At 71.4% G+C, this 14,135-nt stretch carries 16 protein-coding genes and 1 pseudogene; 11 read left to right on the forward strand and 6 right to left on the reverse strand.

What is annotated here, in order from left to right; all coding sequences use genetic code 11:
- Window positions 1-8 precede the first annotated feature (8 nt).
- Window positions 9-494 (reverse strand): nuclear transport factor 2 family protein, encoded by a 486-nt coding sequence (locus N4G66_RS12645; RefSeq protein WP_261704146.1) that lies wholly within the window; start codon window positions 492-494, stop codon window positions 9-11.
- Between the two features lie 335 nt (window positions 495-829).
- Here N4G66_RS12645 and N4G66_RS12650 point away from each other — a divergent pair, with 335 nt between their 5' ends.
- On the forward strand, window positions 830-1,570 hold the full coding sequence (locus N4G66_RS12650; RefSeq protein ID WP_261704147.1) for an SDR family NAD(P)-dependent oxidoreductase: 741 nt from the start codon (window positions 830-832) through the stop codon (window positions 1,568-1,570).
- A 32-nt stretch (window positions 1,571-1,602) separates the two neighbouring features.
- Here N4G66_RS12650 and N4G66_RS12655 read toward each other — a convergent pair whose 3' ends face one another.
- Window positions 1,603-1,782 (reverse strand): hypothetical protein, encoded by a 180-nt coding sequence (locus N4G66_RS12655; RefSeq protein WP_261704148.1) that lies wholly within the window; start codon window positions 1,780-1,782, stop codon window positions 1,603-1,605.
- Window positions 1,783-2,101: 319 nt separating this feature from the next.
- Between N4G66_RS12655 and N4G66_RS12660 the strand changes: the two genes are divergently transcribed.
- A complete protein-coding gene (locus N4G66_RS12660; protein WP_261704149.1) occupies window positions 2,102-2,404 on the forward strand; it encodes a hypothetical protein in 303 nt (100 codons plus the stop codon).
- Window positions 2,405-2,470: 66 nt separating this feature from the next.
- On the opposite strand, the gene N4G66_RS12665 is transcribed toward N4G66_RS12660, so the two are convergent.
- Window positions 2,471-2,644, reverse strand: a complete 174-nt coding sequence (locus N4G66_RS12665; protein WP_261704150.1) for a hypothetical protein — start codon at window positions 2,642-2,644, stop codon at window positions 2,471-2,473.
- Window positions 2,645-2,912: 268 nt separating this feature from the next.
- Between N4G66_RS12665 and N4G66_RS12670 the strand changes: the two genes are divergently transcribed.
- On the forward strand, window positions 2,913-3,062 hold the full coding sequence (locus N4G66_RS12670) for a hypothetical protein (protein ID WP_261704151.1): 150 nt from the start codon (window positions 2,913-2,915) through the stop codon (window positions 3,060-3,062).
- A 218-nt stretch (window positions 3,063-3,280) separates the two neighbouring features.
- Here the strand turns inward: N4G66_RS12670 and N4G66_RS12675 are convergent, their stop codons facing one another.
- A complete protein-coding gene (locus N4G66_RS12675; protein ID WP_261704152.1) occupies window positions 3,281-4,156 on the reverse strand; it encodes an undecaprenyl-diphosphate phosphatase in 876 nt (291 codons plus the stop codon).
- Between the two features lie 396 nt (window positions 4,157-4,552).
- Here N4G66_RS12675 and N4G66_RS12680 point away from each other — a divergent pair, with 396 nt between their 5' ends.
- The 3 genes from N4G66_RS12680 to N4G66_RS12690 are packed head-to-tail and all read left to right on the forward strand — an operon-like array spanning window position 4,553 to window position 7,430.
- On the forward strand, window positions 4,553-5,770 hold the full coding sequence (locus N4G66_RS12680) for a Gfo/Idh/MocA family protein (RefSeq protein ID WP_261704293.1): 1,218 nt from the start codon (window positions 4,553-4,555) through the stop codon (window positions 5,768-5,770).
- On the forward strand, window positions 5,767-6,708 hold the full coding sequence (locus N4G66_RS12685; RefSeq protein WP_261704153.1) for a DUF6807 domain-containing protein: 942 nt from the start codon (window positions 5,767-5,769) through the stop codon (window positions 6,706-6,708). Before N4G66_RS12680 ends, N4G66_RS12685 begins: the two co-directional genes overlap by 4 nt.
- A gap of 5 nt (window positions 6,709-6,713) precedes the next feature.
- Entirely contained in the window at window positions 6,714-7,430 is a 717-nt protein-coding gene (locus tag N4G66_RS12690) for a cupin domain-containing protein (protein ID WP_261704294.1), read from the forward strand.
- A gap of 117 nt (window positions 7,431-7,547) precedes the next feature.
- Here N4G66_RS12690 and N4G66_RS12695 read toward each other — a convergent pair whose 3' ends face one another.
- The gene (locus N4G66_RS12695) at window positions 7,548-8,009 is read right to left on the reverse strand and encodes a winged helix-turn-helix transcriptional regulator (RefSeq protein WP_261704154.1); all 462 of its coding nucleotides are present in this window, start codon (window positions 8,007-8,009) and stop codon (window positions 7,548-7,550) included.
- 149 nt (window positions 8,010-8,158) lie between these two features.
- On the opposite strand from N4G66_RS12695, the gene N4G66_RS12700 reads away from it, so the two are divergent.
- Window positions 8,159-9,334, forward strand: a complete 1,176-nt coding sequence (locus tag N4G66_RS12700; protein ID WP_261704155.1) for a thiolase family protein — start codon at window positions 8,159-8,161, stop codon at window positions 9,332-9,334.
- A gap of 155 nt (window positions 9,335-9,489) precedes the next feature.
- Here N4G66_RS12700 and N4G66_RS12705 read toward each other — a convergent pair whose 3' ends face one another.
- A complete protein-coding gene (locus N4G66_RS12705) occupies window positions 9,490-10,308 on the reverse strand; it encodes a TVP38/TMEM64 family protein (RefSeq protein ID WP_261704156.1) in 819 nt (272 codons plus the stop codon).
- Between the two features lie 49 nt (window positions 10,309-10,357).
- Between N4G66_RS12705 and N4G66_RS12710 the strand changes: the two genes are divergently transcribed.
- From N4G66_RS12710 to N4G66_RS12725, 4 genes and pseudogenes are all read left to right on the forward strand, one after another.
- Window positions 10,358-11,092, forward strand: a complete 735-nt coding sequence (locus tag N4G66_RS12710; RefSeq protein ID WP_261704157.1) for a DNA alkylation repair protein — start codon at window positions 10,358-10,360, stop codon at window positions 11,090-11,092.
- A gap of 355 nt (window positions 11,093-11,447) precedes the next feature.
- Complete coding sequence (gene tuf / locus N4G66_RS12715) at window positions 11,448-12,617, forward strand: elongation factor Tu (protein ID WP_261704158.1); 1,170 nt, start codon at window positions 11,448-11,450, stop codon at window positions 12,615-12,617.
- Between the two features lie 140 nt (window positions 12,618-12,757).
- Window positions 12,758-13,603, forward strand: coding sequence for a spermidine synthase (locus N4G66_RS12720; protein WP_261704159.1), 846 nt, complete (start codon window positions 12,758-12,760; stop codon window positions 13,601-13,603).
- A 248-nt stretch (window positions 13,604-13,851) separates the two neighbouring features.
- A pseudogene (locus N4G66_RS12725) lies at window positions 13,852-13,986 on the forward strand (phosphotyrosine protein phosphatase); the annotation flags it as partial.
- Between the last annotated feature and the right edge of the window lie 149 nt (window positions 13,987-14,135).

The raw sequence follows: 14,135 nt of genomic DNA on the forward strand, positions 1-14,135 counted from the left end.
GTGGCTGCTCAGGCGTTCGCGGGCGCGTTCAGGGGCTGCGGCATCCGGCGCCACTTCTCCTGGACGACCACCTGGCGCAGCCGCCAGCCGTCGCCGGTGCGCAGCAGGCCGAAGGCGTAACGGCCGCCGCACACGAGGTCGGGCGCGGTGGAATCCCCGTCCTGTCCCGCGAACCGCATCGGGTTGATGTAGTCCGCCTGCACCTCGGCCGTGTCACCGGTGTCCTGATCCAGGACGCCGAACCGCAGGCGCCTGTTGACGATGAGGTGCTGGCGCATCGCGAACAGTTCCAGGCTCTGCGAGAGCCACCCGGCGACCTCGGTGGCGTCGCCCTCGATGCCACCCGCCGAGCGGTAGTCGGCGCGGCCCTCCGACGTGAACAGCCCCCGGTACGCCTCCCAGTCGCCGTCGTCCACTGCCACCGCGTACGCGGTGACGATCTCGTCCACGGCGAACCGGTCCAGCACGGTCGCGAGCTCCACACGCTGCGTCATCGGCTCAGTGTTGGCCACGGGGCCTGCCACGCCAAGAGGCTGTGCGGGGATATTCGATGTCCGGCAGGATTCGGTCCGGCATCGTCCGCTCCGTCCGGGCGGTCTCGTGGGTGAGGCGGCACCGCTACGCGGGTGAGCTGAGCCTGGAAGTCCGCGACGCCATGCCGAGACCGGCGCGGATCCGCGATCGCCGCTGATCCATGATCGACCGCGGACGAACGGGTCCATGGTGATTCCATGGGGGTGTCCCACCCCAGTCGATGGGGGTGTCCCACCCCAGTCGATCACCCCTGCCGGGTGCGTCGGCGACTCGTCTGCCACTCCAGGAGGCTCTTATGGCACGCCCTGTCACGATCGTCACGGGCGGCAGCCGAGGGATCGGCGCCGCGACCTGTACCCGGCTCGCGGCGGACGGGCACGACATCGTCGTCGGTTACGTGAGCGACGGCGAGGCCGCCGAGCGGACCGCGGCCGCCGTCCGCTCGGCCGGGGCACGCTGTGCCACGGTGCGTGTGGACACCTCCGACGAGGCCGACGTCGAGCGGCTCTTCGACACGGCCGCGAACCGGTTGGGGCAGGTGACAGGGCTGGTGAACAACGCCGGGGTGACCGGACCGCTCGGGCGGCTCGCGGACGCCGACCCCGCAGATCTGCGGCGTGTGATCGAGGTCAACCTGCTCGGCACGTTGCTGTGTTCGCGTCGCGCCGCCCGGTCCATGGCCACCCTGGGAGGCGGCGCCATCGTGAACGTGTCCTCGGCGGCCGCCACGCTCGGCAGTCCCGGCGAATTCGTGCACTACGCGGCGAGCAAGGCGGCCGTCGACGCGCTGACCACGGGACTCGCCAAGGAACTCGGCCCCGACGGCATCCGGGTCAACGCCGTCGCGCCCGGCATGATCGACACCGAGATGCACGCGACCATGGGAGACCCGGGTCGTGCCGAACGCGCCGCTTCGTCGATCCCGCTGCGCCGCGTCGGCGGGGCGGAGGAAGTCGCCGCCGCCGTCGCGTGGTTGATGTCGCCCGAGGCGTCGTACACGACGGGGGCGGTGCTCCGGGTGTCCGGAGGGCGGTGAGCCGTCCGTGCGCGCCGGAATCGCGAGCGGCCCTACGCCGCCTCGATGATCTCGCCGCGTATCGCCTCGGCCCACTTCACGACCAACAGCTCGTACTCCGCCCGCTCCTGCGCGGACAGGGAGCCGCCTGTCCGCGTCCACAGGGCGCGGATCTGTTCGTTCAACGCGGCGGCAGACCGCATGGAACCAGGCGGAGTGACATCGGGGGACATGCGCACCAGCCTAGGCGCAAGGACTGACACTGCGCTACCGGGCGGCTACTCAAGCCGTATGTGCTTCGTCACGACGCACCCGAACGACGACCCGCTGGACGCCGAACTCCCTGCCCAGCGGCTTGAGTTGCCCCGGACCGCGACGCGCTGACCGGGTGAACGGCAACGTCCACCGGGGCGTGTGCGAGCTGCGCGGACAGGAGGGGTCCCCGCAGGGTGGCTGGACTCGCGTCGGGTGGGTGCACAAGCGTCGGACGGGTGTATACGGGGCGCGGGGCGGACAGTCCGGCATCGACGGGGCGGGACGCAACTCGACGCCATGAACCACTGGAGGAACCCGATGGTCAAGAACATCCGTGTCAGCAAGCAGCTCGCCGACCAGATCCGCGCGACCGCCGAACCGGCCCTGCGGGCCGGGGCGCTCGACGATGCCGACGTGACGTCGGCGGCCGAGTTCCTCGCCGACCTCGGTGGTGCGCTCACGAACCTCGAAGCGCCGGTTGCCGCCCTTCTCGATGCCGTAGCCCGTGGCAACGAGGAGCTCGCGGCGGAGCTTCAGCCGCTGAAGAGCTCGCTGCACAGGACGGCCCGGCTGTTCTACGCGGCGGCTGAGAGCGCCTGATCCCGGCCCGTCCCCCTCTCTCCGTCCCGTCCCGTCACGGGCGGCGGTTCCGGTTCTGTCATGGGCTCAGCCGTTCGGCCCGCTCGGCTCCAGCCGCTCCGTCCAGACCCGCGCCGCGATCGCGTCCGCCTCGTCCTGCGGGATTCCGGCCTTCACCAGGATGATCCCGCGGCTGCCGTCCGGAAACTTCACACTGCGCGCTTCCGTGCCCAAGCGGCTCAGCGTCGGCTCCTTCAGCATGCTCCACCTCCAGTCGGGGAGACCACGCTAAAACGCCCCGGAGCAGTCCGCAGAAGTGTTCGGCCAGACGGCCTACAGCGCCTTCGATTCCCGCTCGTCGAAAGCTGCTTGGCCGGTCCCGGCCCCGGCAGGAAGATCAGTCGGAAGGCTGCCGTCTCGCCCGCCGCATGATCCGCCGGGCCCACCCCGTTCCGCCGGTGTCGACTCCACGTACATGCGTCGGCTCCGTCGCTCCGGCGCGCCGATGGTCTCCTTGCCGGGGTGAGGGATGACATCGGGAGATGCGGCGGACAGGTGGGCGTGGCACCGGCCGGGGGTGTGGGCGGAGGCTGCCAGGAAGCTCGCCGACCCGTTCTCCCTCGTACGAGCGATGATGTCCCTGTTCCTCGACCGCAAGGCGCTCGACCTTGACCTGTGACGGTGGATCAAGCCGGAGACGCCCGGGCCGTTCGTCGTCGACCACGCATGATCAGCCCTTCGGCGGCGAACGCCGTCACCTCGGTGAGAGGGAGACGGCCGGGAGAACGGCCCCCACGTCCTTCCAGCCGGCTACGTGGTGATCCCGTCCCGTGCGAGATCGGGCGCGCGATTGCGCCATGAAGAACTGGCGGGGAACGGTCGCCTCGGGCGGTCGTCTCAGCCGGCGGATTCGGCTGCGTGCGGGCTCAGCACATCGGCACCGACCAGCCCGATGATGACGAACCCGAGCGCGATCCGGTACCAGACGAACGGCATGAAGCTCTTGTGCGAGATGAACTTCATGAACCAGGCGATCACCGCGTAACCGACCACGAAGGCGATGGCCGTCGCGAACATGGTGGGCCCCCACGAGACATGGCCCTCCGCGGCCGCGTCCTTGAGCTCGAAAGCGCCGGAGGCGAGGACGGCCGGCATGGCGAGGAGGAAGGAGTAACGGGCCGCCGCGGCACGGCTGTAGCCCATGAAGAGGCCGCCACTGATGGTGGCGCCGGAGCGGGAGACCCCGGGGATCAGGGCCATCGCCTGGCAGACGCCGTACAACAGACCGTCCTTGGTGTTCAGGTCCTCAAGTACCTTGCGCTGCTTGGCCGCCCGGTGCCTGCCGCCCGTCTCGTCGCGTGCCGCGAGCCGGTCGGCGATGCCTATGACGACGCCCATCACGATCAACATCGTGGCGGTGACCCGGAGATCGCGGAACGGTCCCTCGATCTGGTCCTTGAGTGTGATCCCGAGCACCCCGATCGGGATCGAGCCGACGATCACCAGCCACCCCATCTGCGCGTCATGGTCGCCGCGTGTCGCCTTGTTCACGAGCGAACGGAACCACGCCGACAGAATCCTTCCGACGTCCTTGCGGAAGTAGATCAGCACCGCCGCCTCCGTGCCGAGCTGCGTGATCGCCGTGAACGCGGCACCGGGGTCCTCCCAGCCCGCGAACGCCGCGGTGAGCCGCAGATGCGCGCTGGAGGAGACGGGAAGGAATTCGGTCAGCCCCTGGACGAGTCCGAGGACGAGGGATTCAAACCAAGACATGAAGTTACGTGGTCCAAGTGCTGATCGTGGAACGGGAGATGGGAGGACGGGAGATGGGGGACTGGAGATGTGGGGGAGATGCGGAACGGGAGACGGTACGCGGAGCCGAAGCGCCGGAGATGGGCGCGCCGGATCGCGGTGCGGGGTGATCACGGGCGCTGAGGGCAGCCTAACCTCCGCGTGCGAGGGCCCGGCCGCGGGGGGCTGCGGGGGTGACCGCGCGGTGACCGGGGTGTTGACCGGCCGCCCGGCCGCCGCGTACGTTGCAGCGGCAGGGAAAGCGCTTGCTGTCACCGGCTCGCGTCCGTTCGGCGGTACGCGTCCGTCCGGTGGCACCATGCGCCGGCCGACGTCTGACATCACGTCCGATGGAGCGCTGATCAGGTAGATGACCGTATTCCGTACCGCAGCCGACCCCCAGGCTTCTACGAACCGCGCCGCGAACACCCCCTCGACGGTCGCCGCATCAGGGTCGCCGTCGTCGGCGCGGGCGCCATCGCGCGCGGGAGTCATCACCCCGCACTCGCCCGGCTGGCGGAGGAGGGCGAGACGGAGATCGTCGCCGCCGTGGACATCGCCGAGGGTGCTGTCCGGGAGTTCTGCGGCGAGGCGGGCATTCCGCACGCGTACACCGATCTGGAGCGGATGCTCGAGGAACGGCGGCCCGATCTGGTCGCCGTCTGCACCCCGCCCACGCTGCACCGGGAGCAGGCCGTCGCCGCGTTGCGTGCGGGCGCGTGGGTGTGGTGCGAGAAACCGCCCGTGCCGACGCTCGCCGACTTCGACGCCGTCGAGGCGGCGGAGGGCACGGACGGCGGGCCGTACGCCGCGATCGTCTTCCAGCACCGCTTCGGCTCGGGCGCCCGGCATGTACGGCGCCTGATCGACGAGCGGGCCATGGGCCGGCCGCTCGTCGCGCACTGCCAGACCACCTGGTACCGCGACGCCGACTACTACGCCGTCCCCTGGCGCGGCCGCTGGGCGACCGAGGGCGGCGGCCCCGCGATGGGGCACGGCATCCACCAGATGGATCTGCTGCTGGACCTGCTGGGACCGTGGACGGAGGTGCGCGCGATGGCCGGTCGTCTGGTGCACGACGTGGAGACGGAGGATGTCTCGACCGCCCTGGTCCGCTTCGCGAACGGCGCCCTGGCGACCGTCGTCAACAGCGTCCTGAGCCCCGACGAGGTCAGCCGCATCCGCGTCGACTGCGAACGTGCCACCGTCGAACTGACCCATCTGTACGGCCACAGCAACGACAACTGGCGGATCACTCCCGCGCCCGATGTCCCGGAGGCGGACGTCGCGGCCTGGCGGGATTTCGGCGCGGACGTGCCCAGTTCGCACCTCGCGCAGCTGCGGGACCTCGTCGCGAGCATGCGGGCGGGCGAACGGCCGCGCAGCAGCGGTGCCGACGGGCGGACCAGTCTGGAACTGATCACCGCCCTCTACAAGTCGGCGTTCACGGACACGACCGTCCACGCGGGGGAGATCGGCCCGGGAGACCCGTACTACACGGCACTGCACGGCGGCGCGCCCGGCTGGGCACCCGCCGGGCCCGAGGCGGCGGCGCCCGAGGCGCCCACGGAGGCACGTGCGGAGGCCCGGGCATGAGCGAGGTCCCGGGGTCCGGCCTGCGGATCGTCCACACGCACGGGGAGCGGATCGCGATCAGCGAAGTCTCCACCGGTGTCGAGCTGTTGAACTATGTCTACCGTCCCGAGGCCGCCTGGGAGTCCCCGAAGCCGTATCTGCATCCGCTGCGGACGCTGTCCGGCAACGTCGTCACGGACTACCGCCCGAACGACCACCGCTGGCACAAGGGCCTTCAGATGACGGCCTCGCACCTCTCCGGCCAGAACCTGTGGGGCGGCAACACCTATGTCCACGGACAGGGATATCTCGAACTCCCGGAGCGCGTCGGGTCGATGGCGCATGTCGCCTTCGGGGAGGTCGCCGCGGAGAGCGGCAGGGCGGTCATCTCCGAGCGGCTCACGTGGCATCCCTACGGTGGTGAGCTGTGGGCCGACGAGGAGCGCCGCGTCGAGGTCCACGACGTCGATCCCGGGGCGGGCTCCTGGGCGCTGACCTGGAGCTCAGCGGTCACCAACCGCCGCGAGGAGCCTCTGCGCTTCGGCAGTCCGACGACCGCGGGGCGCGAGATGGCCGGCTATACGGGCCTGTTCTGGCGCGGACCGCGCGCCTTCCGGGACGGGCTGGTCATCGGACCGGACTCCGAAGGACCCGGGCTGATGGGGAGCCAGGCACCCTGGCTCGCCTACTCGGCGGAGCACGACGGCTCCGACGGCCACGCCACTCTCGTCTTCGCGCACGCGCCCGAGAACGACCACGCCGGGTCGCGGGGCGCCCACCCGGCCCACTGGTTCGTACGCAACGAACCCTTCGCCGCGGTCGCCCCGTCCCTGGCCTTCTTCGACGAACTGGAACTCGCGCCCGGCGCCACGCTCACCCGCCGCTACCGGGTGGTCGTCGCCGAGGGGGCCTGGGAACGCGAGGACGTCGTCAAGTACCTTGCGGAGCACCCCTGGTGAACGCCCTGACTCCCGGTTTCCCCGGGCTCCCGGGAGCCGTCGCCGTGTCGCATCTGCGGGTGTACGACTGGCCCGCGGTCGACGGCGTGTGCGGCGGAACTCCCCATCTCCACCTGACCTGTTCGGAGGCGTACGTCGTCACCGGCGGGCGCGGCTCGGTCCAGACGCTGACGGCATCGGGGTACGAGGTGACGCCACTCGTGTCCGGCACGGTCGCCTGGTTCACCCCGGGCACGATCCACCGGCTGGTCAACGAGCGCGACCTGCGCATCACCGTGCTCATGCAGAACAACGGTCTGCCGGAGGCGGGCGACGCGGTCATGACGCTGCCCCCGGAGTACCTGACCGATCCCGGGACCTACGCGGCGGCCACCGTCGTCCCGGCGGAGGCGCCCGAGGGTGAGCAGGCGCGCTTCGCCCGCGCCCGGCGCGATCTCGCCCTGGAGGGGTACCGCGCATTGCGCGACGCGGACGGACCCGCGCCCCTCGCGGCGTTCCACCGGGCCGCCGCGGCCCTGGTGCGGCCGCGCCTCGCGGAGTGGCGCGAACGATGGCGGCGCGGCGCCGAGGCCGCCGCCGCGGAGACGGGGGACCAGCTCGACCGACTGGAACGGGGGGACGCGTCGCACCTGGCCGGGGCCGTCGTGCGAGCCGAACAGCCTTCCGCGCGGGGCCGGTTCGGCATGTGCGGACGGCTCGACGTCTACGAGGCGGCCGACTAGGTCGTACTGTCGCCCGCTGCCCGCTGCCCGCTGCCCGCTGCCCGCTGCCCGCTGCCCGCTGCCTACACCTGTGCCCGCACCTGCGCCTGAGCCTGTGCGCGTCCCCCGTGTCAGCGGCTACGCCGCCGCGGGCCCCGTCACCGTCCAGCCCGGGGCCTGGGGGTGGGCCGTGAGGGCCTCGTGTTCGACCTGCTCTCCGCATTCCCGGCACACCACCTGGGGGACCAGTTCGTGGCCGCAGGCGTGCTCCAGGACCATGGGCCGGAAGCCGCCCTCCTGGAGATGCCGGTCACCCCAGGCCATGAGTGTCAGCAGGACGGGCTCCAGTTCGAGCCCCGCCCGTGTCGGCCGGTATTCGTAGCGCCTGGGGCGGTCGCTGTACTCCGCCTTCTCCAGCAGCCCGGCGTCGACGAGGCGCTTCAGCCGGGTCGTCAGCACGTCGCGAGGGGCGCCGGTGTTGCGTACGAGCTGGTCGAAGCGTGTGGCTCCGAGAGACACCTCGCGCAGGACCAGCAGCGAGTACTTCTCGCCGACGACGGCAAGTGTCGCGGCGATCGAGCAGGGGCGGGGGTCTTTCATGCGGTCAGTCTACGAGGGTGGGTTGGATGTTCCAACTCGCTGGGTTACTCTTGGGTCACTTGGAGAGTTGGAAAATCAAACTCACCGGGTTCAGGGGCCGGACCCGTCCGGTCGCCGGTTCCCGACCTCAGAGACCTGAGAGGCATCCCATGCGTGACGCCGTGATCGTCGAAGCCGTACGCACCCCCGTGGGCAAGGGCAAGCCGAACGGCTCCTTCGCCCACGTCCACCCCGTGGAACTCCTCGCCCACACCCTCCGCGCGCTCGTCGAGCGCTCCGGGGTCGACCCGGCACTGATCGACGACGTCATCGGCGGCACCGTCGACCAGGTCGGCGAGCAGGCCATGAACACCACCCGGTACGCCGTGCTGTCCGCGGGATTCCCCGAGACGGTCCCCGCGACCACCGTGGACCGCCAGTGCGGCTCGTCCCAGCAGGCCGTGCACTTCGCCGCCCAGGGCGTCATGTCGGGGGCGTACGACATGGTCGTGGCCTGCGGCGTGGAGTCGATGAGCCGGGTGCCGATGTGGTCCAACGTGCCGGCCGGCACGGACCCCTTCGGACCCGGGGTCGCCGAGCGCTACCCCGAGGGTCTGGTGCCGCAGGGCATCAGTGCCGAGCTCATCGCCGCCAAGTGGGGTATCACCCGTGAGCGGATGGACACCTTCGCCGTCGGCTCGCACCAGAAGGCGGCACTGGCGTGGAGCAGTGGTCTGTTCGACGCCGAGGTCGCGCCCCTGGAGGGCGTCACCCGGGACGAGAGTGTCCGCCCCGGCAGCACCCCCGAGATACTCGCCGGACTGAAGCCCGCCTACTACGACCCCGCCTTCGGCGAACGCTTCCCGCAGATCGACTGGTCGGTCACGGCCGGGAACGCGAGCCCGGTCAACGACGGCGCGTCCGCCGTGCTCATCACGTCGAGCGAGACCGCCGCCCGCCTAGGACTGCGTCCCATCGCCCGTCTGCACAGTTTCGCCGTCACCGGTTCGGACCCGCTGCTGATGCTCACCGGCGTCATCCCGGCCACCGAGAAGGTGCTGCGCAAGGCCGGGCTGGACCTCGGCGACATCGACCTCTTCGAGGTGAACGAGGCCTTCGCGGCCGTCGTCCTGGCCTGGCAGCAGGAGACGGGCGCCGACCTGTCCAAGGTCAACGTGCACGGGGGAGCGATCGCGATCGGCCATCCGCTCGGCGCGAGCGGCACCCGCCTCACCACGACCCTCGTGCACGCGATGCGCGCCCGTGGGGCCCGCTACGCCCTGCAGACGATGTGCGAGGCGGGCGGACTGGCCAACGCGATGATCCTGGAGGCCGTACGCCCGTAGCGACCGCGGATTCCGGAGGCCGCGCGCACGTGGACCGCAGATCCTGGAAGCCTCGGGTCCGTATCGGCACGGATTCTGAATCGACACGGATTCTGAGAGTCTCGGGCCCGTGCGACCGCGGATTCCGGGCTGTACGCCGGTGGCGCCGGCGTGACTCAGTGACCGCGCAGATGGTGGCGCTTGCGCCAGGCCACCACCGTTCCGACCAGGGCGGGGACCGTGATCAAGGCCATCGCGATCAGGAAGGCCGGGGAGGTCGGCGAAGACGCACGGGCGCCGGCGACGGCGTACGCGGCGGTGTTCGGGATCGAACCGAGCGCCGTCGCGACCAGGAAGGGCAGCCAGCCCATGCGGGAGACGGCCGCGCAGTAGTTGGCGGCCCAGAACGGCACGCCGGGGAACAGCCGGGCCACCATCATCGAGCGGAAGCCGTGTCGGCTGAGCTGGCCGTCCGCCGCCTTCAGCCAGCGGGCCCGCAGCAGCGACCGCAGCGCGTCCTGCCCGAGGATCCTGCCGAGCCCGAAGGCGACACCGGCGCCGAGCACCGTGCCCACCAGCGCGGTGCCCAGGCCCAGTTGCGAGCCGAACAGAGCGCCGGCCGCCAGATTGAGCAGGGGGCGGGGCACGAACGCGACCGTGCACAGCCCGTACGCCATGGCGAACGCGACGGCCGCCGCGGTGCCGCCGAGCTGGGGCGGCCAGCCGTCGGCGAGCAGCCGCTGCGGGTCGAAGAGCAGCACGCTCGACGCGGCGGCCGCGAGCAGCACGACCAGCAGGGAGAGCCGCGACCACGGCGAGAGCAGTGCTCTCAGACAGCGAGCGCCCAGGCCGGTGCGTGCGGCGGTCAGGACCGCGGGTGCGGCGACGGCGGTCTCCGAGGCGACGACCAGGTCGGTGGCGACGGCGAGCTCCGTGGCGGCGGCCTGGGGAGTGGCCGTGGCGGTGCCCCCAGAGCGGGTGGTGGCATCGAGCATCCGGTGACAGTAGCCGACGCACGTATGTGATCGCCGTATGGTTCGTCTCATGGGCGTCACAGCTTCCGGAACGTCAGGCGCGCGGTTCGAGGTGCCGGACAGTGTGCTCGCGGACACCGTCCTGGAACGGCTCACCACCCTCTATCCGGCGGCCGCGGACCCTCACCGGGCCGCGTCGATGCGTGCGTACATGAAGGACATCGCCCCCTTCCTCGGGCTGACGACCCCGGAGCGCCGGGCCCTGTCCCGCACCGTGCTCCTGGAGACGGACCGTCCCGACGAGGCGGACTGCACGGCGATCGCGCTGCGCTGCTGGCGACTGCCGGAACGCGAGTACCGGTACTTCGCCGTCGACTACCTGCGCCGCCACGTGACGCGACTGTCGTCGGGGTTCCTGCCGGTCGCGCGGCACCTGGTCTCCACCGTGTCGTGGTGGGACACCGTCGACGCGCTCGCCGCGCATGTGGTGGGAGGCCTGGTGGCCGCCGACCCGCGACTGCGCACCGACATGGACGCCTGGATCGAGGACGACGATCTGTGGGTCGCCCGTACTGCGCTGCTCCATCAGCTCCGCCACAAGGAGGCCACCGACACGGGGCGCCTCTTCGCGTACTGCGTCCGTCAGTCGGGCCATCCCGACTTCTTCATCCGCAAAGCCATCGGATGGTGTCTGCGCGAATACGCCAAGACCGACCCGCGGGCGGTACGGGACTTCGTCGCCGCGGAGCGGGCGAGGCTCGCGCCGCTGTCCGTGCGCGAGGCCCTCAAGAACATCGGCCCCTGAGACCGCGGGCTGCCCTCGCATCCCCCGGCTCACGACGCACCGCTCGCACCGTCCGCACCACACCGGGCCACGGGGCACCGAAAACCATTCGACGTGGGCAGACGCGTCGGCAATGATCTCCCCATGTTCCGGTACGCCTTCCTCCTCGCAGCATCCGCAGTCGCGGATGCCCCGAAGGCTGCCGTCCCGATCATCACGGCAGCCGTCGACGGCGCCCGAAGCTGACCCTTCCCGGATTGTCCGGCGGACCCCGCAGGGGGAGGGTCGGTAACTCCTGGGGGTCCCCGTCCCGGCCCGTACGCGCCGGGGCCATCACTCAGCTCCGCTGACACCGAAGAGGCTTCGAGGTACAGCCATGCCCAAGACGGCTTACGTGCGCACCAAACCGCACCTGAACATCGGCACCATGGGTCACGTCGACCACGGCAAGACCACTCTGACCGCCGCCATCACCAAGGTCCTCGCCGAGCGGGGATCCGGCACCTTCGTTCCGTTCGACCGGATCGACCGCGCGCCGGAGGAGGCCGCCCGCGGCATCACCATCAACATCGCGCACGTCGAGTACGAGACCGACACCCGGCACTACGCGCACGTGGACATGCCGGGCCACGCCGACTACGTCAAGAACATGGTCACCGGCGCGGCCCAGCTCGACGGGGCCATCCTCGTCGTGTCCGCGCTCGACGGGATCATGCCGCAGACCGCCGAACACGTGCTGCTCGCCAGGCAGGTGGGTGTCGACCACATCGTCGTCGCCCTCAACAAGGCCGACATGGCGGACGAGGAGCTCGCCGACCTCGTGGAGCTGGAGGTCCGCGAGCTGCTCTCCGCGCAGGGATACGGGGGCGACTCGGTACCCGTCGTGCGGGTGTCCGGCCTCAAGGCCCTTGAGGGGGACCCCCGTTGGACCGCGGCGATCGACGCGCTGCTCGACGCGGTGGACACCTACGTGCCGATGCCCGAGCGCTATCTCGACGCGCCGTTCCTGATGCCCGTCGAGAACGTGCTCACCATCACCGGACGCGGAACGGTCGTCACCGGAGCCGTGGAGCGCGGCACGATCCGCATCGGCGACCGCGTCGAGGTGCTGGGCGCGGGCGTCGACACGGTGGTCACCGGCCTGGAGACCTTCGGCAAGCCCATGGAGGAGGCGCAGGCCGGCGACAACGTGGCGCTGCTGCTGCGCGGTGTGCCCCGCGACGCGGTCCGCCGCGGACACATCGTCGCCGCGCCCGGCAGTGTCGTACCCAGCAGCCGTTTCACGGCGCGGGTGTACGTCCTGTCGACGCGCGAGGGCGGCCGTACGACAGCGGTCTCCACCGGGTACCGGCCGCAGTTCTACATCCGGACCGCGGACGTGGTCGGCGACGTCGACCTCGGCGAGCGGGCCGTCGCCCGGCCCGGCGACACCGTCATCATGACGGTCGAGCTCGGCCGCGAGGTGCCGCTCGAGCCGGGCCTCGGCTTCGCGATCCGCGAGGGCGGCCGGACGGTCGGCGCCGGGACGGTGACGTCGGTCGGCTGACGTCCGGCCGGTACCTCGGTCGGTTGACGTCCGGCCCGGTACTTCGGTCGGCCGGCGTCCGGCCGGTACGGCGACGAGGGTGCCCGCCATGACAGGGCGGGCACCCGTTCGTGGTGTTGCCGGTGCCGCACAATGGACCCGTGGACGAGCCGATACCCGTGACGCGGGCCGTGGATCACGGGACCGCCAAGCTGATGCCCGACGTGGACCGTGCGCGGGCGTGGCTGCTGACCGTGGACGGCGCACCCCAGTCGTACGTCGATCTGGACGAGCCGACGCATCTGGAGTTCGAGTACACCCGGCGCCTTGGGCATGTACTGGACACGGTGACGGAACCGGGGCGCGCCCTGGACGTGCTGCACCTCGGCGGCGGGGCGCTCACGCTGCCCCGCTACGTCGCGGCCACCCGGCCCGGTTCGCGGCAGGACGTGGTGGAGGCGGACCAGGGCCTGCTGGCCATGATCGGCGACTGTCTGCCGGTGCCCGGCGGCGTCGGCATCGAGGTGCACTGCGCCGATGCCCGAACCTGGATCGAAGCCGCGGCCCCCGACTCCACGGACATCCTGATCGCGGATGTCTTCGGCGGCTCGCGCGTACCGGCGCACCTGACGTCGACCGCCTACGCCGACGCCGCCGAACGCGTGCTGCGGCCGGGCGGTGTCTACCTCGCCAACCTCGCGGACGCGGCGCCCTTCGCCTTTCTCCGCTCCCAACTCGCCACGTTCTCCACGGTGTTCGAGGAGATCGCCCTCATCGCCGAACCCGGCGTCCTGCGCGGTCGGCGCTTCGGCAACGCGGTGCTCGTGGCCTCCCACCGCCCGCTCGACATGGCCGCCCTGGCCCGTCGCACCGCCGCTGACGCCTTTCCGGCACGGGTCGAACACGGCCCAGGGCTAAGGGACTTCATCGGCGGGGCCGCTCCGGTGCGCGACGAGAACGCGGTTCCGTCGCCCGAGCCGCCCGGCGGATCCTTCGGCATCGGCTGACGCGTGCCCCCGCGCGTGACGCGTGCCCCGCGCGTCGGACACTGGAGCGGCAGCGCTCTGTTGCGCCGCCCGGTCCGCCGCGTCGGGTTTCCGGACATCCGGGACGCACGACACCGCCGCCGGGACCGCCGGGGCCAGTGGGAGTGGGCCAGTGTCCCGCAGCCCACGGCGCGGGCGTCCGGCCGAAGGCCGGCTCCACGGGTCCCGCCGCCCCGTGACCGGCGGGACCCTTGCGATCACCCCCGCCGGACGCACGCCCGGTCTTCCCGGGCAAGCGGTACCTCGACCGGCAACTCGACGACCCGGCCGGACAGGGCGTCGCCGCGGTCCGGCCGATCCGGGACGAGATCGAGCGGCGCATCCGTGCCCTGGTGACCGAACTGACCGGACTGACCGGACTCATCGACTGGGCGATCCGTCGTACCGAGCACGCGGCGGCTGCACGCTCCACCCCGTCGGGGGCTTCGCACCCCGGCTCACCCTCCTTGAAGGTGGTCAGGAGGCTCGAAGCCCCGCGCTTCGGTCTCCGGGC

It is taken from the genome of Streptomyces rhizosphaerihabitans (genome assembly GCF_025399795.1).
GTDB classification, from domain to species: domain Bacteria; phylum Actinomycetota; class Actinomycetes; order Streptomycetales; family Streptomycetaceae; genus Streptomyces; species Streptomyces rhizosphaerihabitans.